The 21,229-nt window shown below is 44.3% G+C and carries 24 protein-coding genes and 1 riboswitch; of the genes, 18 read left to right on the top strand and 6 right to left on the bottom strand.

Annotation, left to right across the window (positions count from 1 at the left end; all coding sequences use genetic code 11):
* Positions 1 to 54: 54 nt before the first annotated feature.
* Positions 55 to 1,230, bottom strand: a complete 1,176-nt coding sequence (locus FS818_RS08955) for a M20 family metallopeptidase (RefSeq protein WP_145331502.1) — start codon at positions 1,228 to 1,230, stop codon at positions 55 to 57.
* Between the two features lie 198 nt (positions 1,231 to 1,428).
* Here FS818_RS08955 and FS818_RS08950 point away from each other — a divergent pair, with 198 nt between their 5' ends.
* The 3 genes from FS818_RS08950 (at position 1,429) to FS818_RS08940 (ending at position 4,660) form a co-directional block, all read left to right on the top strand.
* A complete protein-coding gene (locus FS818_RS08950) occupies positions 1,429 to 2,895 on the top strand; it encodes an ABC transporter substrate-binding protein/permease (RefSeq protein WP_145331500.1) in 1,467 nt (488 codons plus the stop codon).
* Positions 2,882 to 3,604, top strand: coding sequence for an amino acid ABC transporter ATP-binding protein (locus FS818_RS08945; RefSeq protein ID WP_123065699.1), 723 nt, complete (start codon positions 2,882 to 2,884; stop codon positions 3,602 to 3,604). The genes FS818_RS08950 and FS818_RS08945 overlap by 14 nt, the downstream gene beginning before the upstream one ends.
* Positions 3,605 to 3,789: 185 nt before the next feature.
* Positions 3,790 to 3,986: riboswitch (cyclic di-AMP (ydaO/yuaA leader) on the top strand.
* Between the two features lie 2 nt (positions 3,987 to 3,988).
* Positions 3,989 to 4,660 (top strand): 3D domain-containing protein, encoded by a 672-nt coding sequence (locus tag FS818_RS08940; RefSeq protein WP_145331498.1) that lies wholly within the window; start codon positions 3,989 to 3,991, stop codon positions 4,658 to 4,660.
* A gap of 126 nt (positions 4,661 to 4,786) precedes the next feature.
* On the opposite strand, the gene FS818_RS08935 is transcribed toward FS818_RS08940, so the two are convergent.
* Positions 4,787 to 5,605: a polysaccharide deacetylase family protein gene (locus FS818_RS08935; RefSeq protein WP_145331496.1), complete on the bottom strand. Its 819-nt coding sequence runs from the start codon at positions 5,603 to 5,605 to the stop codon at positions 4,787 to 4,789.
* 154 nt (positions 5,606 to 5,759) lie between these two features.
* On the opposite strand from FS818_RS08935, the gene lpdD reads away from it, so the two are divergent.
* From lpdD to FS818_RS08910, 5 genes are all read left to right on the top strand, one after another.
* The gene (gene lpdD, locus FS818_RS08930; RefSeq protein ID WP_145331494.1) at positions 5,760 to 6,095 is read left to right on the top strand and encodes a prenylated flavin chaperone LpdD; all 336 of its coding nucleotides are present in this window, start codon (positions 5,760 to 5,762) and stop codon (positions 6,093 to 6,095) included.
* A gap of 192 nt (positions 6,096 to 6,287) precedes the next feature.
* The gene (locus FS818_RS08925; protein ID WP_090916647.1) at positions 6,288 to 6,959 is read left to right on the top strand and encodes a PspA/IM30 family protein; all 672 of its coding nucleotides are present in this window, start codon (positions 6,288 to 6,290) and stop codon (positions 6,957 to 6,959) included.
* Between the two features lie 95 nt (positions 6,960 to 7,054).
* A complete protein-coding gene (locus FS818_RS08920; RefSeq protein ID WP_090916645.1) occupies positions 7,055 to 7,456 on the top strand; it encodes a DUF350 domain-containing protein in 402 nt (133 codons plus the stop codon).
* Positions 7,457 to 7,487: 31 nt separating this feature from the next.
* Positions 7,488 to 7,994, top strand: a complete 507-nt coding sequence (locus tag FS818_RS08915; protein ID WP_145331492.1) for a DUF4178 domain-containing protein — start codon at positions 7,488 to 7,490, stop codon at positions 7,992 to 7,994.
* An 11-nt stretch (positions 7,995 to 8,005) separates the two neighbouring features.
* Positions 8,006 to 8,755, top strand: coding sequence for a DUF4247 domain-containing protein (locus FS818_RS08910; protein ID WP_090916641.1), 750 nt, complete (start codon positions 8,006 to 8,008; stop codon positions 8,753 to 8,755).
* 134 nt (positions 8,756 to 8,889) lie between these two features.
* Here FS818_RS08910 and FS818_RS08905 read toward each other — a convergent pair whose 3' ends face one another.
* On the bottom strand, positions 8,890 to 9,180 hold the full coding sequence (locus tag FS818_RS08905) for an HNH endonuclease (protein WP_145331490.1): 291 nt from the start codon (positions 9,178 to 9,180) through the stop codon (positions 8,890 to 8,892).
* A 204-nt stretch (positions 9,181 to 9,384) separates the two neighbouring features.
* On the opposite strand from FS818_RS08905, the gene FS818_RS08900 reads away from it, so the two are divergent.
* Together FS818_RS08900 and mobB are read left to right on the top strand one after the other, a co-directional pair.
* Positions 9,385 to 10,653, top strand: a complete 1,269-nt coding sequence (locus tag FS818_RS08900; RefSeq protein ID WP_145332821.1) for a molybdopterin molybdotransferase MoeA — start codon at positions 9,385 to 9,387, stop codon at positions 10,651 to 10,653.
* Positions 10,654 to 10,658: 5 nt separating this feature from the next.
* Entirely contained in the window at positions 10,659 to 11,240 is a 582-nt protein-coding gene (mobB, locus tag FS818_RS08895; RefSeq protein ID WP_145331488.1) for a molybdopterin-guanine dinucleotide biosynthesis protein B, read from the top strand.
* A 287-nt stretch (positions 11,241 to 11,527) separates the two neighbouring features.
* Here the strand turns inward: mobB and xerS are convergent, their stop codons facing one another.
* On the bottom strand, positions 11,528 to 12,634 hold the full coding sequence (gene xerS, locus FS818_RS08890) for a tyrosine recombinase XerS (protein WP_145331485.1): 1,107 nt from the start codon (positions 12,632 to 12,634) through the stop codon (positions 11,528 to 11,530).
* Positions 12,635 to 12,820: 186 nt separating this feature from the next.
* Here xerS and FS818_RS08885 point away from each other — a divergent pair, with 186 nt between their 5' ends.
* From FS818_RS08885 to FS818_RS08875, 3 genes are all read left to right on the top strand, one after another.
* Positions 12,821 to 13,309 carry a GNAT family N-acetyltransferase gene (locus tag FS818_RS08885; protein ID WP_090916635.1) on the top strand — a complete coding sequence of 163 codons (489 nt, stop codon included), beginning with the start codon at positions 12,821 to 12,823 and terminating at the stop codon, positions 13,307 to 13,309.
* Between the two features lie 63 nt (positions 13,310 to 13,372).
* Complete coding sequence (locus FS818_RS08880) at positions 13,373 to 14,146, top strand: SDR family NAD(P)-dependent oxidoreductase (RefSeq protein ID WP_145331484.1); 774 nt, start codon at positions 13,373 to 13,375, stop codon at positions 14,144 to 14,146.
* A 101-nt stretch (positions 14,147 to 14,247) separates the two neighbouring features.
* Positions 14,248 to 15,138, top strand: coding sequence for an aldo/keto reductase (locus FS818_RS08875; RefSeq protein WP_145331482.1), 891 nt, complete (start codon positions 14,248 to 14,250; stop codon positions 15,136 to 15,138).
* 285 nt (positions 15,139 to 15,423) lie between these two features.
* On the opposite strand, the gene FS818_RS08870 is transcribed toward FS818_RS08875, so the two are convergent.
* Positions 15,424 to 16,653, bottom strand: coding sequence for a DUF418 domain-containing protein (locus tag FS818_RS08870; RefSeq protein WP_145331480.1), 1,230 nt, complete (start codon positions 16,651 to 16,653; stop codon positions 15,424 to 15,426).
* A gap of 281 nt (positions 16,654 to 16,934) precedes the next feature.
* Between FS818_RS08870 and FS818_RS08865 the strand changes: the two genes are divergently transcribed.
* From FS818_RS08865 to FS818_RS08845, 5 genes are all read left to right on the top strand, one after another.
* Positions 16,935 to 17,630, top strand: coding sequence for a response regulator transcription factor (locus FS818_RS08865; RefSeq protein ID WP_145331478.1), 696 nt, complete (start codon positions 16,935 to 16,937; stop codon positions 17,628 to 17,630).
* On the top strand, positions 17,617 to 18,924 hold the full coding sequence (locus FS818_RS08860) for a HAMP domain-containing sensor histidine kinase (protein WP_145331476.1): 1,308 nt from the start codon (positions 17,617 to 17,619) through the stop codon (positions 18,922 to 18,924). The genes FS818_RS08865 and FS818_RS08860 overlap by 14 nt, the downstream gene beginning before the upstream one ends.
* 73 nt (positions 18,925 to 18,997) lie before the next feature.
* Positions 18,998 to 19,585 (top strand): RNA polymerase sigma factor, encoded by a 588-nt coding sequence (locus tag FS818_RS08855; protein ID WP_186375443.1) that lies wholly within the window; start codon positions 18,998 to 19,000, stop codon positions 19,583 to 19,585.
* A gap of 29 nt (positions 19,586 to 19,614) precedes the next feature.
* Positions 19,615 to 20,022, top strand: a complete 408-nt coding sequence (gene psiE, locus FS818_RS08850) for a phosphate-starvation-inducible protein PsiE (RefSeq protein ID WP_260984618.1) — start codon at positions 19,615 to 19,617, stop codon at positions 20,020 to 20,022.
* 27 nt (positions 20,023 to 20,049) lie between these two features.
* Positions 20,050 to 20,328, top strand: a complete 279-nt coding sequence (locus FS818_RS08845; protein ID WP_186375442.1) for a barstar family protein — start codon at positions 20,050 to 20,052, stop codon at positions 20,326 to 20,328.
* Positions 20,329 to 20,581: 253 nt separating this feature from the next.
* On the opposite strand, the gene FS818_RS08840 is transcribed toward FS818_RS08845, so the two are convergent.
* Positions 20,582 to 21,226, bottom strand: coding sequence for a LysE family transporter (locus tag FS818_RS08840; RefSeq protein WP_145332820.1), 645 nt, complete (start codon positions 21,224 to 21,226; stop codon positions 20,582 to 20,584).
* Between the last annotated feature and the right edge of the window lie 3 nt (positions 21,227 to 21,229).

Below are 21,229 nucleotides of genomic sequence, written 5' to 3'. Positions count from 1 at the left end.
TTACCACACTTGAATTGATTCATTCAAAGCGGTCCAAACATACTCCGGAATCACTTAGCGAGTAATTTGGTCAAATTCCTTACGGATGGCTTGTAACAGTTCAGGCTTGCTCAGAACATCATAAGCTGTAGCAGCAAGTGCTTTGGCTCCCAAAATCATGCCGTCCAGAGCGCGTTCCTGCAACGCCAAATCACGGAATTCAACGGAGTGTAGCGTATGAACTTCATCAACGACACGGATATAAGGGTGAATCGCTGGGCATCTCAGGGAAACATTACCGATATCCATTGAGCCATGGTCGTTCCCGCTGACGATCTCTTCCTGCGGAATACCGAGTTCCATTAGATTCTGACTGAACGCGTCAGAGAAGGTCTCATTCGTGACCATTTCATCATAAGATGTTTCGTAGTTGGATGTCACGAGTTTACATCCGGTCTGAAGTGCAGCGCCTTGTGCAATCTGAATGACACGTTCGGTTAGTACGTTCAGTTCTTTGCGTGTGGCTGCACGCACGTAAAACTGAGCAGAAGCATAATCCGGGATAATGTTAGCAGCTTGTCCGCCGCTATTTATGATGCCGTGAATACGGACGGTGCTTTTCACCTGCTGTCTAAACGCATTAATTCCGGTGAATGTTTGGATAACCGCATCGAGGGCATTAATACCTTCGTGTGGGCTGGCAGCCGCATGTGAGGATTTACCATGAAACTCGAACTGTACGGCATCGATTGCAAGGGAGCTGCCTGATTTTTCATAAGCATAGAATGGATGGACCATCAGTGCGACATCACAGTCGTCGAATAACCCCGCTTCCGCCATCGGAACTTTAGCCCCGCGTGTCTCCTCTGCAGGTGTACCAAACACCTTGATCGTTCCGCCGACATCGTCCACAATGGCTTTCAGGCCAACGGCTGCGCCAAGGCTCATCATGCAGATCAGGTGGTGTCCGCAAGCATGGCCAATTTCGGGCAAAGCATCATATTCACATAGTAGGGCAATGGTCGGGCCTGGCTTGCTCGAAGCATAAGTACCGATGAAAGCTGTTTCCAGTCCGAGAATCGGAGCTTGTACTTCAAACCCATGATAAGACAATTCTTCCTTCAAGCGGGCTGAGGCAAGATATTCTTCATTTCCAAGTTCAGGATGAGCCCCGATATATGATGAAATGTCTTTGAAACGGGAAGCATATTGATCAGTAACGTTAAAAATTTGGATTTTGTTTGTTGTCATGGCTAAACTCCTTAGGCAAAAATGAAAATAACTCCATGAGTATAACATGTTTGCAGTATTTTTTCAGAAACAAGTCAAGATTTGATCTTGAAAATGCATTGCATAATCATGCATTGTACTTTATAATGACTCAGTCATCAACATGACTGACGAATCAGTAAGTAATCGTAATTATAGCATTGTAAGGGGAGAACAAGGTTGAAATTAATAAGTCGTTATACCGTAATGTTGTTAACGTTCCTTCTTTTTCTGACGGCGGCTGCACCTGCGGCGCTGGCGAGCGGAACGACAGACAACAGCTCAGGTGGTAAAAAACTGGTGCTTGGTACAAGTGCGGATTTTGCACCATATGAATTCCACAAAGTCATCAATGGCAAAGACGAAATCGTCGGATTCGATATTGCGATTGCCAAAGAAATTGCAGCGGATCTTGGAGCTGAACTCGTTATTGAGGATATGGGCTTCGATGGACTTCTGCCCGCGCTTCAGAGTGGCCGTGTAGACTTGGTCGTCTCTGGCATGACACCGACGGATGAACGTAAGAAAAGCATTGATTTCTCAGAACCGTATTACAAATCCAAACAAGTGATTATGGTTCGTAATGTCGACAAGGACAACTATCCGGACATGAAATCACTGGAAAATGTCAAGATTGGCGTGCAAAAGGGATCCATTCAAGAGACCATCGGACAGAAGATTCCTGGAGCAAAGCTGACTTCACTGGATAAAATATCCGACATCGTGCTTCAATTGCAAACCAAACGCGTTGATGCAGCTATTGTAGAAGATACCGTAGCCGCCGGTTACCTGGATGACATTATCGGTCTTGCTGCAGCGGTTCCAGACGAAGAACAGGCTGAGGCCGCTGTCGGGATCCGTAAGGGGAATACGGAGCTCTTAACCGCTGTAAACAAAACCTTGGATCGCTTGAAAAGCGAAGATAAGATCAACCAGATGGTTAAAGAAGCAAGTCTCCTGATGGCTGACAAAGTCAATAAATCTCAAAACATTTTCCAACTGTTCTGGGAATACAAAGGCTTATATGCAACAGGTATCGGATACACGCTCCTGTTGTCGGCGCTAGGCGTATTATTCGGGGTCATCATCGGTCTGATTATTTGCCTGTTCCGTCTTCATAATATGGCGATTCTTCGCTGGATCGGTACAACCTATGTAGAGGTGATCCGCGGGACGCCAATGCTGGTGCAACTCATGATTATCTATTACGGGGTGTCGCTGACTTTTGGCATTAACTTCTCGGCGCTTCAAGCAGGGATTATGACGCTTTCCATTAACAGCGGTGCGTATCTCGCCGAAATTTTCCGTGCCGGTATTCAAGGCGTTGATCGAGGTCAACTGGAAGCAGCTCGTTCACTGGGTATGGGCAGAGGCGCAGCGATGCGTTACATTATTCTGCCACAGGCCTTTAAGGCCGTTTTGCCAGCCATCGGTAACGAGTTCGTAACGATTATTAAAGAATCATCTATTATTTCCGTCATCGGTATGGTGGATATTATGTATCAAGCAAGTGTAGTCAAAAATCTTACGTTCCAGGGTCTGAACCCGTTCATTATTGCGGCAGCGATTTACTTTGTGATGACATTTATTCTGTCCAAGCTGCTCGGACGATTGGAAAGGAAGTTGGGTGCAAGTGATAGACGTTAGACAATTACACAAATCATATGGTAAAAATGATGTTCTGAAGGGCATTGACGTAACGATCGGAAAAGGTGAGGTCGTTGTAGTTATTGGTCCTTCGGGTTCGGGAAAAAGTACATTTCTGCGCTGTCTGAATCTGCTGGAACAACCTTCATCGGGACAGATCGATTTCGAAGGTGTTTCGATTACCGATCCCAAGCATAACATTAATGCTACACGTGAAAAGATGGGCATGGTGTTCCAGCATTTTAATCTGTTTCCTCATAAAACGGTGCAGCAAAACATCACGATTGCTCCAATCAAAGTGAAGAAACAATCCACGGATGAGGCTAACAAAATTGCCGAGGATCTTCTGAAGACAGTCGGTTTGGCGGACAAAAAAGACGTATATCCGAACCAGCTGTCCGGTGGTCAAAAGCAACGGATTGCAATTGCAAGAGCGCTCGCGATGCAGCCGCATGTAATGCTGTTTGACGAGCCAACATCGGCCCTTGATCCGGAGATGGTCGGAGAGGTATTGGAAGTCATGAAACGTCTTGCTGAAGGCGGAATGACGATGGTCATTGTAACACATGAGATGGGTTTTGCGCGTGAGGTGGGAGACCGCATTCTGTTTATGGACGGCGGTGTCATCGTTGAGGAAGGTACCCCGGATGAAGTGTTTGGGGCGCCAAAACATCCGCGTACTCGAGACTTTCTCGCAAAAGTACTTTAATTCATGCCATGCTGTTTATAGAATCAAATGAATAACGGCGTTATCGGATCGAAAGATCCGGTAACGTTTTTTTGTTGTTTGCGGAAAAGGTAGAACTTAAAAAGTAACTTTTCTGTTACCTGTAAAATGAATTAAAACGCCAAATGGAAACATTTACTACAGCTTAAGGTTACAAAATTGTGATATATTCAAGACTGCCGAAACTTCCGAAGCGGAAGTGCGGGGGACGTAACAATGCAGACATAGTTAATGATTTGAGAAATATGCTGCTTGGGGTGAATTAGGAATACATAATGCTTCAGCATGTCACGTACAGCCTATAGGGTGGGTTCCTCCATCCGAATCCGACAACTAACTTCGCAGGCATCATGAGGGAGGAAGACCATGTATAACAAGAAACGTTTAGCCAAAACAGCCATTGCACTACTGACATCCATTCTATTCATTCAAGCCGTTCCGGCTCACGCGGATTCCGTTCATGTGGCCAAAGAAGGGGACACCTTCTTCACCTTATCCAAGCAATACGGCGTTGATATGAACACATTAATTAAAACGAATAAAGACATCTCACCTTATAACATCTATGGTGGTTTGAAAATTACAATCCCAGGTAACGAAAACAAAGTAGAAGCGGCACCGGTTCAAGCGAAGTCGCAGGAAAAAACGGTTACTGCCGCAAGCCTAGACGTGAATACAGATAATAAAGTGGTACAGGCTTGGGGGAAAACATTCGACTACAGCAAAATGCTGAGTGTTAAAGCAACAGCGTATTCCGCAGATGCTTCCGAAAATGGCGGATGGGGCCCCGTTGATTATTTTGGAAATCCGCTCGAACTCGGCACGATCGCGGTGGATCCCAAGGTTATCCCTTTTGGAACGAAGGTATTGGTGACAGGGCATACACATCCTGGATTGCCGAAACAGGCTTTCGTAGCAACGGCTTTGGATGCAGGTAGCGCGATTAAAGGAAATCGCATTGACATCTTTATCCCTGGGAGCAAACAGTTCGTTAGCTCATTTGGTTTTCAGGATATTGAGTTGTACATTTTAAAATAAGGCTTAAACCCTCCCATATATGAATGTGGGGTCATAAGTTGAATGGAGCATTAATAAATAGGGTGTTCTTGCATCATCAGGATGGGCATAATTCATGATGACGTAGAGGAACACCCTGTTTTTCATTTATTGTTTCTCTTTTGGCAGTTTAAGCATCTCGTCCAAGGTAACTAATTCATACCCTCGGTTTCGCAATTCCTCAATAACCTCAGGCAAAGCCTCTACCGTACCTTTCAGGTTTGAACCTGTGCCGCCGCCAGCGTGCTGTAATACGATGGAACCGGGTTTCACCGCGGAGAGAATATTATCTTTTACTTTTTCCTTGGATAGTCCTTTCCAATCGAGAGAATCCACGTTCCAGTTCACAATGCTGTAATGCTGTTTTGCAGCCCAGCGCAACTGCTCCTCGTTAATGTCCCCGTACGGAGGGCGAATCATTTTGGGCGTATAACCTGTCAGGCGGTGAATAATATCGCCGGTATGTAAAATTTGTTTGCGAAAGGCGTTCATCGATAACTTACTGAATTCAGGGTGATTGTAGCTGTGATTACCGACAATATGGCCTTCTTTCACCATCCGTTTTACCAAATCCGGGTGTTTCTCCGCACGATTGCCGACAACAAAAAACGTTGCACGAACCTTGTATTTTTTTAATACATCAAGAACCTGCGGCGTAAATCTTGGATCAGGTACATCATCAAAAGTCAGGGCAACTTGTTTGGTGGAAGGGCCATTGGTTTTGAACGTATCCGCGTATTTCTGACGAAGTTGACCTAGAGTCAACCGTTCTTCTTTAACGTCTGACCCAGACGCCGGTGTATCACTGAGGGTTGAAGAAGGTTCCTCAGATGAAGCAGCAGACACAGGCACAGGGGCTAAAGGAGCTGTATAAACCCCAGAACATATAATAATAACGAGTGCGAGCATGACGAGGCGCATTCGCATGTTAACGGCCTCCTTTTTCCAAAATTGCGTTCTCTATGGTATGCCCGTTGCCTGTTTCTTTTATGCGTGTGTGAGAAGTTTCATTGCATCATCAGGTCATGAAAGCCATAATTCCACCATATATAACATAAAGAGAAGGATAGGTGGAGAGACGATGAGTACATATGATTTGAAATCCATTCGTTTAGAGGTTTTTGAGGCAGGACAGGACAAGGTATTTCTGGTTACGGGTGGTGAAGCTCATATTGGGGCTGTAGCTACATTCTATGTTGACCATGATCGGGTTAGTGGAACGACGGTGCATATTCCAGGACATAAGGAACAAGAGCTGTGTGAGCGGCTTGCCCGCAAGGCGGCCCTGCAATTGAAAGTTACGGTAACTGTTATTATGGGCATACATTTTGACAGCATTACACGAGTGCAGATCGACGAGATCGTAATGACTGCAGAGAGACTTGTGGATGAACATTTGAATAAGAAGTCAGAGTAATGTTGTGCTAATCGGTCACCTTATAGGATAAACTATAAGTGCCTGGATAAGCATAACCTTTAGAGATAATCCTCCTTATATTAGAGGTTGTCATCAAGTTTTAATTTTTTTTTTGTAAAATTGAAACGAGTTGCAGATTGTAACGTATGTATCTTTATATACAATGCACAATCCACTGGGAGGAATAACCTAATGTCCATTTTTAAAAGATTACGTGACCTGACCATGTCTAACATCAATGCGATTATCGACAAAGCTGAAGATCCAATCAAGATGACGGATCAATATATCCGTGACATGCAAGAAGATCTGGAAGATGCTGAGAAAGCAGTAGCCGCACAAATCGCAATCGAGAAGAAGTTCAAGCAATTGTTCGAGGAACAGGAAGCGCTTGTGAAGAAACGTGAAGAGCAGGCTCACACGGCAGCTCGTGCACAGAACATGGATCTTGCTCGTCGCGCTTTGGAAGAGAAAAAAGCAGCGGAAGAGAAAATGGTGGAATACAAAGCCAGCTACGATCAAAACAAAGCTTCCGCAGACAATCTTCGTGGTAAACTCGATGAGATGCGCAAACAATTGACGCAGATGAAAAACAAACGCGAGACGCTGGTTGCTCGTTATAACGCAGCCAAAGCACAAACCGAAATCAACAAAGCGCTGAACGGATTTAGTTCGGATACCGCAAGTGCAGGCCTGAAACGTATGGAAGAGAAAATGATGCAGATGGAAGCTCAGGCTGAAGCGAGCAACGAGATGTCTTCCAAAGGCAAGTCACTTGACGAGGAATTCGAGAAGCTTGGCAAGGATGCGGCTGTTGAGGACGAACTTGCTGCTCTCATGAAACAGTACGAAAACAAAAACTAACACCTTGGCGTTCAGCAGGGTTAACCAGCGGAGGGGAACAGCGTTTCTCCTTCGCTTTTAAATGCGGATCATGTTGATAAGTGGAGGCTGTATAAATGGATTTGAACATTTTGGCGATGCTGGTCTGGACGGTTTCAGGTTCGGTTTTGCTGTTTGTACTGATGTATGTAGATTCACTCTTTACGAAATACAAGGATTTTGCTGAAGTCAAGGCTGGCAATATGGCGGTCACCACCCGGATGGTGATGAAGTTGTTTGCGCAAGGTTACGTGCTGGCAACATCCATCTCAACGGCAGGACATCTTGGAGAAGCGTTGCTCGTTTCGGTTGTATCTTTCGTCATTTTATTAATTCTGGAAAGTGTTGTTCACTTTATGATTCGTAAATGGGCCACATTGGATCTGGATACGGGAATACAGCAAGGTAAGACAGGGTATGGTTTGTTCTCAGGCGCTTTGCATATTGTAGGCGCATTGATTATTGCAGCGTGCTTGTAAGCCGATAAGATAAGGAACAGGAGTAATTGGCATGAGTGTATGGAAACGTATTAAAGGAATACTAACAAAGCCCGAGCCGCCCAAAGCGGAAAAAACGATGCTTCAGCTTGCTCCTGGGGATATCTGTGAAGTGTCTCTGGTCACCTATGAAGTCGTTGGCAGAGTGCAGAATCGGGCTCGTAACGCAGTTGTATTAACGCTCCAGGATGGTAGCTCATTCCGATATTTACACGTGGAGGAGCGTGAGATCACACGTTACGCCCTTTATACACCTATTGATGGGAGACTTGATGCCCCTGACGAGGTGCCGACCATTCTTGAACTGGATGATCATGTGTATCATTTGGAGGAAGAGTATGGAGGTATGGTGCAGACTGTGGGCAGAACGCCTTATGGTCAGGCTGGTGAGCAACTTGTGTGGCAGTATCAATCGGATGATAACAAACTTCTTCGTGTGGAATGGCAAGACAGAAGGTTTAACCTCTACGAGGGTGAGTCCATTCTTCCTGCGGATATCAAAGTGATTCGTTCGAACTAGGAGAGGTTCCAATGAAAAAACGCTTGGCACATGGATTAAAATTAATGCTGGTCCTCAGCCTTGTGATGTCTCTGCTGTCTGCGTGTGGTGCAGCTCCTTCCGTACAGGATACATATCCTCTTGAATCGGTAAGTGGCAGCGGTCAATCCACGTCTTACGTATATCGGGCTGCGGATCGTACAGTTCCTGAAGTAGCAAAGGAGCTGTCAGATCAACGAACACCCGACCAGATTTCGGCAGAAAATACAGAGCGGATGTTTCTGGTGTATCAAGACCAGTATTATCATCTGCAGCAAGATCCCAAGAAACCAGAAGATACGCTCGTCGAAGTTGATTCCAAGGAATATGTTCGTCAGAACTATAGCTCTTCTTTCTTACAAGGATATCTGACGGCAACGTTAATTGGCAATTTATTTGATACTTTTGGTGGACGCGGATCAGGCAACTATCGGGGATACACGGAACGGGATACGTACAAACCAAGTGCGGGATCGTACCGGGCCCCAACGAGCAATGATAAAAAACTGGCTCCGCCTATTACCGTTGAGCGCAAAGGCTCCATTACACGGCGTGGCAGTGATAAGGACACAAGCGTTGGTTCTGGCGGCGGTTTATTTGACCGCAAAAAGGATCAAAGTAGAGGAAGTATCGATCGTAACAAAAGCAGCGGCGGCTTGGGTGGTTTGTTCGATTCACCAAAAAAATCCTACAAAAAGCCAAAGACTCGAATCGGTGGTGGCAGGATTATGAGGCGAAGATAACACCTCGCAAGCCTGATATATATGCTTTATGGAATGATTATGATTCACAGAATGATCATTATATACAGGACAAAATAACAGTAGCATGGTGAGACACTGGCGAATGACAGTGAGCACCTTGTTACTGTTATTTTTTATGATTTACGGACACGATGGGACTTGCGAACACGAGGAATCGAAGAAGCTGGCTGTTTGCGTATCCAGCGCAGGTAAGGAATGATCCGTTCATCTGCACGCAGAGATTGCAGATCGGTTAATCCCAGCGTGACCAGATCCCGATTCGTATATAACGAGTGGATTTGTTTATGGCAGGGAATGCACAGGTTAGCTGTGGGCATGAAGCTTCCTCCCATTTCCTTTGGCGTTAGATGATGCACTGTTGTCTCAACGGGTTCTCTCCCGCATAATTCACAATGATGATTCATGGTGATCACCTCCAGATATCGAATGCTATTATGTGCAATGACAGGGTAATTCATGTTGTCTGTTCAGGTACATATGCAGTATTTCTGTTCGTATTCAGTGAGTAATCGACTTGTCATCGGCGTATATTCGGGCTACACTTTCTTAAATGAGAAAAAGACCTCAGGAGGTAAGTTACTGTGAAACATAATTCCCATTCATATGATATGACCACTGCCAAATTCCATCGCACGGCTGTACAAGTGCCGGAAGCACAGAGCAGGATTGCTGCTCAGATATCGGCAGGCCGGATTGAACATGTGCCTCTTGCCGACTCACATGGCCGCACACTTGCTGTGTCGATTGAAGCGCCGCATGCGTATCCTTTTTTCCGCAGATCAGGTATGGATGGTTTTGCGATTCAAAGTGCAGATACGGCTGAGGCCACAAGTGATCATCAAGTGTGGTTTCGCGTTATTGATGAAATTCCGTGCGGATATACATCAGAACATCATATTACACCTGGAACGGCTGCACGAATCATGACGGGTGCTCAAGTTCCGGATGGTGCAGATGCTGTCGTCATGATGGAGATGACGGAAAGCAAGCAGGAAGAAGGGGAGCACTGGATTGCACTGAAACGTCAGATTCAGGCTGGGGCTAATATTACGCCCATTGGGCTTGAAGTGCAGGAGGGACAGCAACTGATCGAAGCCGGTACCGTGATCGGGGCGGGTGAACAATCTGTGCTGGCGACGTTTGGTGTGGCAGAAGTGCCGGTCTTTGAACGGCCGAGGGTGGCTATTTTTGCTACAGGAACGGAGTTACTTGAAGTTCATGAGCCGTTGCAACCTGGCCGGATTCGCAACAGCAACAGCTATATGTTACGCTCACTGGTTGTGGAAGCGGGAGGAGAGCCGGTCATGTACGGAGCCATCGCAGACGATGTGAATACAGCAAGGGCAAAACTGGAGGAAGCGATCAGGGATAATGATATCGTTGTGACGACAGGTGGCGTATCCGTTGGGGACTACGATATTATGGGCGAACTTGTGCTCGAAGAACAGATGCAACTTCTCTTTAACAAAGTCACGATGCGTCCAGGCAGTGTAACTACGGCTGCTGTATATAAGGACAAGCTGTTATTTGCTTTATCAGGTAATCCAGGAGCTTGTTTTGTTGGATTTAATCTGTTTGTTCGCCCCACACTTCGTGCGATGCAAGCAGATGTCCATCCTTATTTGGAAGAATGGAATGTGATTTTGGAAGACGGTTATGAAAAGGTGAACAACTTCACCCGGTTCGTACGTGGACGTACGATCATTCGAGAGGGAAAAGTATTTGCGGCTCCAGCTGCATCCCGTGTGGATGAGTCAAGTGTCATGATCACAATTAAAGACAGTGACTGTCTGATCGTGATTCCGCCTGAGAAGAAGGGCATAGCGGCAGGGGAACAGGTCACCATTCTCAAACTTCCAACCGGGCAGCCAAGGTAGCGAGAATGGATAAAAAGATTGCTTCAGAGCCAAAGATCATTCAAGTCGTTGGATATAAAAATACAGGTAAAACAACGATGACAGCTGCATTAATCGCCGGAATTGCTTCCAGGGGGTTGAAGGTTGCTGCAATTAAACATGACGGACATGACCATTTTGAGATGGATCAGGAAGGCACGGACTCTTATCAGTTTGGCAAGGCAGGGGCAACAGCTGTAGCAGTGATGTCACAGAAAAGAACGGCGATCATTAAGCAGCATAACACCCGGCTTGACGATATGTTGATTCAGTTTTCAGATTATGACTGGATTGTGATTGAAGGTTTCAAAGATGCCCCGTATCCGAAATTGGTGATGGTGCGCGAAGAAGATGACCTGACCCTGATATGCAAGCTTCAGCAGGTCGTTGGCATTGTTTTTTGGAAGCCGGAGTTAATAAAGGAAGCAGAAGCGGAAAAGTTAAATGTTCAGATGCATGAGGAACAGGACATTAGCGAAAGAACTATGGCGTGTTTCTTGTTCCATGAACGGGAAGTTATTGTAGAGGCTTTGCTTCAGCTAAAATTGCTCCATATCCGAGATCGTTAGAGTGATCAGGGTTTGCAGAAATATTCAACGTAATTATTATTATGTAAACCATTAATTTATACACAGACACACATATAAAAGATTAGCGGGTTTGACTATCAAAAAATGACATAAAGAGAGCCATTAATCGAATGATTGATTACTATCAAACGTTTAATGGCTTACTGGGTTAACCCTGTTTCATAACAAGAGTGGACAGCCACAGGTCAACGGTTTACGAGTCCCTTGCGATAAGACATTTATCGAACCGTAGTAATGTTCGACTTATAACATGAGTCTAGTTAACTTTAAACGTTGTCATCCACGCGGCGTTCGATGGCCTCGGACATCGTTTTGTCGGTCAGATGCGCATAAATTTCGGTTGTTTCGGTAGAAGCATGACCTAGTTGCTCTTTCGTTTTGTAAATATCATTTTGCAAATAATAGTCGGTGGCAAAAGAATGGCGTAATTTGTGAACGGTAAGATACGGTTTGCCAAAACATTTCGCGTATTTCATGATCATCGCCTGAATTGCACGTTTGGTCATTCGACTGCCTTCGGATTCCCCGTTACGGAGTGCTATAAAGAGCGCTTTTTCTCGTTTAGGTGTGCGGTAACGGGATTGCCGTAGATTCATGTAAGCTGCCAGCTCATCTTTGGCCTGTTCTCTGAAATATACGGGCGTTTTGTATGTTTCATCATTGTTACCTTTGCGGTAAACATAGAGCAGTTTGTTACCCAGATCGAGGTCATCCACATTCAAGTTAACGACTTCAGATACCCGTAGACCGGAGTTGAGGATGAGGCTGGCTATGCAGGCATCTCGTTCTTTGTTCAACTCATGGGAGTAAAGAGCCTGTTTGTTCTTCTGCATATCTGTAGCGTAGCCTTCAAGAATGTAACCGATAAATTCGAGTAATTCATTCTCTTCCAATATCTTGCCTTTGAGCTTCGCGGCAGTATCTTTGGGTTTATGGGTGCGTTTGATTTCAATTTTGGCCATGATATTACGTTTAAGCAGGGGATAGAAGTCTTCATCTTCAGCAATTTGGCTTAAATAATGAAATAGCGACCGCAGGGAAGAAAGTTTGCGTGAAACCGTAATTCTTGAATTGGTACCCTCACGTTTCGTAGTCAGGAAAAGTCGGTACGCAGTAACCGAATCCATACGTAGCACTTCCAGCTCGGTCAATGTTACCCCTTGGTTTGACTCAGCTTGGGACAGCCCTTCTGCACGTAGCCAGCTGAAAAAGGTATCATAATCTCTCAAATACTCCAGCAATGTGGACGGAGACAGATCAGGCAGTTTATAGTCAATGAATTGCTGAACAAACCAGGGCATGGATGGTAGTTTTTCATCTAGTTTGCGTCGGTCAATCTCTTTTTGCACATTGGTCAAGTTCGGCACCTCCATGTGAACGATTATTTTTCTACAAAGTATATTAAGTGTACCATAATTTACATGCAATCATCTTGTTTGATTATGCTGAGAGGTAAGGTCAAGCTTCGGGATGCATAGGGGACGGTTTGTCACGTTGTTGCCCTTCATCTTATAAAGGTTTACAGTATGTATACATACAGATTAGAGGAGGCGAACCAAATGAATATGCAGATTGAGCTGGTTCCCCGAGAACGCAGTCAGGTAATTCGTCATCTCATGCAATTTTATCTCTATGATTTTACGAAATATCTGAATATTGATGTAGACCAGGATGGTATTTTCCCGGAATATCCGGGACTCGATGCGTTCTGGACGGAGAAAGGACGCAAGTTTCCTTTTTTGATCACGAGTGATGGGTCACCAGCGGGGTTTGCACTTGTGGAGAAGTTAGATCCCGGGAGTAAGGATAATGACTACTATTTGACTGAATTTTTTGTGATGCAAAAATACAGACGTAGCGGCGTTGGAACAAATGCGGCGTACGAACTATTTAGACGTTTCCCTGGGCGGTGGAAAGTGACACAGGTTCGGAACAATGTGATCGCACAGGCATTCTGGCGTAAAATCATCGGCGATTATACCGGAGGGCGTTTTCGGGAAAAATTCCATCCGGAGCTAGGGAATCCCAGCCAGTATTTTGTAACCTGATTCAGTAAAAACATGCCTTTGAAATTGGAATCTTATATTATAACAAAACAAAGGAGGTCTAACATGATCGCACCAGCATTTCATCTCGAAGGACAAACAGCACTGGTTACAGGTGCAGGCAGAGGTATCGGAAAAGCGCTTGCCATCGGTTTAGCGGAATCGGGGAGCAATGTCGTGCTTGTATCTCGAACCATGAAGGAGATCGAAGAGACAGCAACAATGATTAATGAACAGACAGGCCGCAAAGCTTTGGCGCTATGTGCAGATGTTACTTCTAAAGAGCAGTTGGAAAAGACTTTTCAGCAAGCCATTTCGGAGATGGGACGAATTCATATTCTCGTAAACAATGCGGGGATGAACATTCGGACGCCAGCGCTGGAAGTTACGGAGGAACAGTGGGAAACGATTATGCAAACGAACCTTAAATCTGCTTTTTTCGCTTCACAATTGGCGGGTCAGCATATGAAGCAGTATGGGGATGGCAAAATTATTAACATCTCATCGGTAGGCGGACATACGGCCTTGCGAACAGGTGTTGTATATGGTTCTACCAAAGCGGCCTTAATCCATATGACCAAGGTGCTGGCGCTGGAGTGGGGTAAATACGGTATTCGCGTGAACTCGGTTGGACCATGGTATTTCCGTACGCCACTGACCGAGAAGCTACTTGATGATCCGCAGTATTTGCAAGAAATTATTAACCGCACACCGCTTGGACGTGTAGGGGAATTACAAGAAGTTGTTGGGCCTGTTGTTTTTCTTGCGTCGGAGGCAGCCGGATACATAACAGGTCAGACTTTATTGGTTGACGGTGGCATGTCTATCTACGGTTTCTAGAAGTTCAAGAAAATGTGCCACCCCGTGACTAACCGGGTAATAACATATGATACGATATGAAAAGGCCATAAGAGACAAACCTGATTTGGAGGAGGATCATGATGGAACTTCGTAATTACGGAAATACCGGAATGAAAGTCAGTACACTCGGTTTTGGCGGCTCTGAGATAAGGGATGCGTCCAGAGCAGACGTAGAATTGTTGCTGAATCGTGCTTTGGATGCGGGTTTGAATATGATTGATACCGCGGAATGTTATGGAGACAGTGAAGAGAAAATCGGTGATGTGCTGGGACATCGCCGCCAGGAGTATTTTCTGTTCACCAAATGTGGACATGCGGCAGGTGTAGATGGACCCGACTGGGATGCCAAAGTGCTCGCCCAGACCATCGACCGTAGTCTCAAACGTTTGAAAACAGACTATGTGGATGTCATACATCTGCACAGCTGTTCGGAAGAAGTACTTCGGCAGGGTGAGGTAATCGAGGTATTGCAACGAGCGAAAGAAGCTGGTAAAACTCGTTTTATCGGATATAGCGGAGATACGACAGATGCGCTATATGCCATTCAGACAGGGGCATTTGACAGCCTGGAGACATCATTGAATATTGCCGATCAGGAAGCGATTGAACTGACTTTGCCTGAGGCGCGAAAAAGAAATATGGGCATCATCGCCAAAAGACCGATTGCCAACGTAGCCTGGATGTATGATAAGGTGACCGAAGAGGATTATGCTTATCACTATTGGAAGCGGTTAAATGAACTGAAATATGACTTTTTGGCTGAGGAAGCACAACAAGTGGTGGACATCGCATTGCGATTTACGCTGAGCACTGAAGGCGTGCATACCGCCATTGTAGGTACCGCCAAACCTGATCGTTGGCAGCAAAATGCGGATCTGGTAGCGAAGGGGCCGCTTGAGCAGGAGATATATGATGCCATTCGTGAACGCTGGAAGGAAGTCGCGGGATCCGACTGGACAGGTCGTATTTAGTTCGAGTTAATTTCAACAAATTCCATTAATCATTTAAGAGTGGCTGTGAACGATTCGAATTTCTAAAAAACTGCCCAGAAAAGGCAGTTTTTTTGTGCTTAAAGGAGTGTGTTTGAAGGGATAGCAGAGAGATAATAATTTGTCCATTGCTTTAAATATTATATATTTTCAACATTTGAAAAATTCATAATAGAAGAAGGTTTTTCGAAAAAGATAGAAAAAAGCCCCCGAAGGGGCTTGGGATGTTGGGTAGAACTTATCCGAAATTCTTAAATTCATTAGCGTTTATTGACGCAAATTGCTGTTCAATGGCTGGGCGAGCTTAGCCGAAACTGTTTTGGGAGCACGGTTAACCTTACCATACGTAAGTTTGCGCCAGATCGATTCCATTGGCCCGATTTTGAAGCGTTTTAGCCACAGCGAGGCGAAAATGACAAGAACAACATATACAGTAATACTAAGCATAAGTGTACCAATAGGTTTTATAGAATTAGCCAATCCAAATGCATATGGAAGCAGGAGCACGGTCCCAATGATGGAATGAAGGAGATAACAGGTCAGCGACATACGTCCAACTTTGGTAAATACCATCAACGCTTTTCGAAGCCCAGGAACATACAAAAACAGCATCGCGAGGCTACTCATATAAAACATGCTACCGGTTAAGTTCCCCTGTTGACCCAAAATCATGAATAGCTCCATCCAAAATGTATTTTCAGCTGAAATCAGTGTATTCACCATGGAACTGAACTGAGTGAGTATAAATGCACCCAAGCTAATGAACCAGATTCGCTTCCAGACAGATTGCTTTGCTTCCATGTTCGTGAAGAAGTCCATCTTCACAAAGTACATACCGATCAGGAACATCAGGAACATGGAATAAACTGTAGAAAATGAACTTGCCGCCATTACGCCCATGTCAGCCCACCTTGCTGCTAAGGAGTCCAAATAGGTAGGGCTGGTATGACTGGATAATGTGAAATCAAAATAAGTTGGCATGTTTGGGGATGAAGTGTTCATCGCATTGTAGACCATCATTAATACGGGAGCCAGAAATTGAATGAATATTAGAGCGATAATCCAGCGCAATATTGTTTTAGGCGTGCGAGCATAGTACGCGAATAATAGAAATCCGGCTACGGCGTAAAAAGTCAAAATGTCGCCAACCCATATAAAGGTGATATGCAATAAGCCAATACAGAATAGAATCATTAACCTGCGGGCAAAAAGCATACGAGGATGTTCTACGCGTTGCACGGCCCGATCTATAAAAATCATAAATCCAACACCAAACAGAAAAGAAAATAACGTGATGAATTTTCCTTCGGCGAATGAGGAAACTAGGCTGTGAACTAGATCGTTTGAAGTCATATCAAATCCTTTCACCGAGTCTACGATCAAAAAATAATTCACAATAATAATGCCGAGCATAGCAAATCCGCGAACGATATCTAGAAAATGGACACGTTCCTTCAGACTCAGGGGTAGTGCAAGATTCTCTTTTTTCTCATTCATAACATTTCTCCTATTCATTTTTATGTTCAGTATCTTTCTCCATTGAGCCCTGTCATGGTGTTTACCATTTTCCCTGCTTACCTTAAATAACGATAAAGATTGATTCTTAACAGTTTCTGAAAGGGAGCTATATTTTCTAAAAAATGTGACAATTTAGTGGCGCTTGTTTGTTTTCATAAATGGTTAAGATTTGTGATTTATCTTATTACGTAAGTGTTTCCTATGGACGATATATAGTGAGGACACATAAATAACATCAGGAATCATGAGGTGAGAAAGGCATGACCCATCGGATATTAGTCGTAGAGGACGATCAGGATATCGGTGATCTATTAGAAGAGTCCCTTAATCGGGCAAACTATGAAGTATTAAGAGCCAGAGACGGGCAACGTGCGTTGCAACTGGTGGATGGCGGGCTGGATTTGATCATTTTGGATATCATGATGCCGGGGATTTCGGGAATTGAAATATGTAAGCAGATCAGAACGTATTCCAACGTTCCCATTCTTTTTCTAACGGCCAAATCGAGCACATTGGATAAAACGGAAGGTCTTTTGGCAGGTGGGGATGATTACATGACAAAGCCATTTTCGGAAGAGGAACTCCATGCCAGGGTCATTGCTCAACTGCGCAGATATAAGATTTACAAGGAGAAAAAAGAAAGCGGAGATTCGTTTCTCGTTGGAGGTAAACTAAAAGTCAATGAGCATTTTAATGAGGTGTCCAAAGATGGACAGCAGCTCAAGCTTTCCGATCTCGAGTATCGCATCCTGAAGCTCTTGATGAGCAAACGAAGCAAAATATTTTCCGCTCAAAATATTTACGAGAGTGTATGGGAACAACCCTATTTTTACTGTTCGAACAATACTGTGATGGTTCACATTCGTAAGTTGCGTGCAAAGATCGAGGATAATCCGGCGCACCCGGTTTATATCCTTACCGAATGGGGGAGAGGATACCGTTTTGGCACACCGTAAATTTACGCTGACCAAAAAATTAGCCTTAATCATTTTGCTCGCGGCTACGGTAAGTGGTCTGGTTTTTCTGACGATGCAGATGTTCACTAATGAACTGATTGACAGGTATCTTAACTCGGATGCGTACTATGAGAGTGAATCGACCAAATCCATTGCAAAGTTTAGCAAATACGTGGAGACGAATCATCTATCTTCAACCGATCGTAAGGCATTTGGGGAATGGGTGAAAAAAGAGAACTACATCATGCTCACCATCTACAAAGACCAGCTACTGCAATATGATTCGAATTACGCAGCGGAAGATGAGTCTGGATATGGGGTAGAGCAAGAAACGCTATATGCTCAGAAACACTCATTTCCTGTCATGTTTAGTGATGGAGAGGGGAGAGTAACCGTAGACGGGTTTTTCTCATCCCGATATTACGATATCGCCTTTACTCTGGAATTACTCAGCGCCACGATGATTTTTCTGCTGATTGTCCTGCTGGGCATTCGTCGAAGCCTCGCTTATCTGAGAAAAATTCATGAGGAAATCCACATTCTTGAAGGTGGAGAACTGGAATATGAGATGACAATTCGGGGCCATGATGAAATAGCGATGATCGCTGAGAGTATTGAGGAACTTCGTAAAGCCTTTCTGGATAAATTGGATGCGATTGAAGCTTTGCAGGCGGAGAGCCGAAGCCTTGTTACCGAAATGTCACATGATATGCGGACGCCGCTGACCTCTTTAATCATGTATTTGGAATTTGCCAAGAAAGAACCCGGAGACCAAGGTACAGATAATAGCCGTTACATCACGAATGCCTATGGTAAAGCCATCCAACTTAAAAAGTTGTCCGATAATTTGTTTGATTATTTCCTATTGGACAAAGAGCAAGAGGCTGACCTTGAGAGCATTGCTGTGCAAGAAGCCATATATGATCTGATATCTGATCAGGTTGCCATTCTGCGGCAGGAGCAATTCAAAGTCCGCATTATTGGTGAACTGCCGCAAGTCTATATCACGGTGAATTTGGAGGAACTCGGGCGGGTCTTTGATAATATTTTGTCTAATCTGTTGAAGTATGCAGAACCCAAAGATGAAATCTGCATTACATTCAACTCTAGCCCGGAGATGTTTGACATTCAACTGGCCAACACGATTAAAATTGTCGAGGTTTCTCCGGAAAGTACAGGACTGGGCGAGAGAATCATAAGCCGGATGATGAGCCGCATGCAAGGGCAGTTTCTCAGTGACCCAGATGGAATACATTATAGTGTTGTGTTGAGGTTCAGGAAGTCCAAAATCTAACCGTAGTACTATGAAATTTTCAATTGATATAAAAAAACACAAGGGGTTTAACTACATCTGTGGAGGAATCAGAATGAACCCGATAGAGAAACCTATGAAAGGTGCCTTATTGCCAACCCAATCCACGTTCACATCACTAATGGCCACTTATCAATCGATGGTTTGGAGATTGGCTTCGCGCTATTTCCGTGACACGCAAGATCGAGATGACATCGTGCAGGAGACATTCCTGCGGGTGTATACACATATCGAACAAATGAACAGCCAAAAGAATGTCGTAAACTGGATTTATACCATTGGGAGAAATGTATGCCTGGATGTGCTACGCAAGAAAAAGAGACAGAATCTTGCCACAACTTCGTTATATGTAGAGGATTCAAATAGATCTGCGGATGCGATATCTGAACTAATGTCCCATGAACCTGGCCCTGAAGAAAGGCTGATTCAGAACGAGACTTCTTCCGAGCACAAACGTCGGATCAATGATGCATTTCATCAGATCCCAGGTAAATGGAGGCATTACGTTTATGAGCGGTACTACTTGGAAATGACCGTCAAAGATATCAGTGTATTGAACGATATACCCGAAAATACGGCCAAAACGTATCTCTTTCGAGGAAGAAAACATATGAAACAACAGTTAGTTGACATCACGTATTGAAATAGGGGACATGACAAATGAAAGATTTAATGACTAAATTCCAAAAAACACCACACATTCTACAAGTACTTTTGAATGTCTGCCTGTTCTTTCTGGCCTTAGCTTTAAGTGCACTTCTAATCAGTGAGACATGGTATATCGTACAAATTGTGTACCAGTCTTTTGTAACTCGCCAGGATAGCTACTATGAGATGTTATCCGAATTACTCGTTTTCTTCTTGTACTTTGAGTTTATCGCTTTAATCGTGAAGTACTTCAAGTCTAATTTTCATTTCCCTCTTCGATACTTTATCTATATTGGAATTACAGCGGTAATCCGGTTAATTATCATTGATCATGATCAAGCGATGTCGACGTTCTGGTGGTCTATGGCCATCTTGGTTATGGTAGCTGCTTTGTTTATCGCAAATCGACGCAAAGTCGATCAAGATCACTAAACAAACTGGATGCAGGAGAACACGATGATGAAAAAAGTAACTATTGATGGGAAAACGATAAGAAGTATAGAGGATCTGCACGGGATACTTCAGACCGAATTTTCGTTGCAACCAGCTCATTTTAAAAGTATGGACACCCTCTGGGAAGGTTTAGTATGGCATGTGCCAGTCCCGGTTACTTTGGAATGGATTCATTTTAGTGAGAGCAGAACGGCAATTGGGCCGTACGCTGATCAAATGCTGAATTTACTGTACGAGGTCGATGAGCAACTGGAGGAATTGTTTAGATTTACAGTAAAATTATAAAATTTCAACATATGAAAAATTCACAATAGAAAGATCAAATGTGCTCCATTGTTACATCGCTATACTTCATACAATCACACTCCAATTAACTACGAGTAACGTATTAACGAACTTCCACAAGCTGTGGTCAACGTCAATAAACAAGCTGCTCCTTTTTCTATGAAAGGGCAGCTTGTTTATGTTGTCTAAGCAATTCGTGTGCTGAGACGGATGATAGGCAATGCATGGCATAGAAGCCATAGAGACTGTATATTTAAAAAATAACTTGCCACAGTGCGCTAACAAACTTATATAAAAAGTAAAACGCAAAGCCAATCAGAAGAACTCCGGCCAGGCTCGAAACGAGCTGTACCATCCTGGCACTCATCATTTTACGTGTGATGGATACGATGGTGAGCAGACCAAGATCATGTAGCAGAATGCCGCATAATATACCTATTGCCGCAATGACAAAACTGAGCTTGCCTGCCGATTGATAAGAGTCGGATAAGACAACACCAAAGACAGAAACCCAAAACATCAGATTACCTGGGGAGATCGCAACCAATAAACCATTACGATAAGTCCGCCAAAATGAGGGTTTGGTCGGAAACGTCTTTCCGTCTGTTGTCATGAGGCTCACATCCGAATTACGGATGGACTCATAGCCCAAATAAGCTAAAAATCCTGCACCAGCGAGCCATAGTGGAATCTGAACGAATGGAACAGATAACAGTGTAGCAAATCCAAAATACATAGCAACAATTAAAGCCATATCGAGTGTCATGCCACCTAGACCAACGGCCCAGCCATGAAGAAATCCATTTCGCAATCCCTGCTTGGTCATCTCTACCGTGATTGCGCCTACCGGCATGGCAATAGCAAGTCCGATCAGAATGAATTTCACATAAATCTCCATATT

The organism is Paenibacillus xylanexedens (genome assembly GCF_007680605.1).
GTDB lineage: Bacteria > Bacillota > Bacilli > Paenibacillales > Paenibacillaceae > Paenibacillus > Paenibacillus xylanexedens_B.
This window is presented reverse-complemented; position numbering and strand designations above follow the sequence as displayed.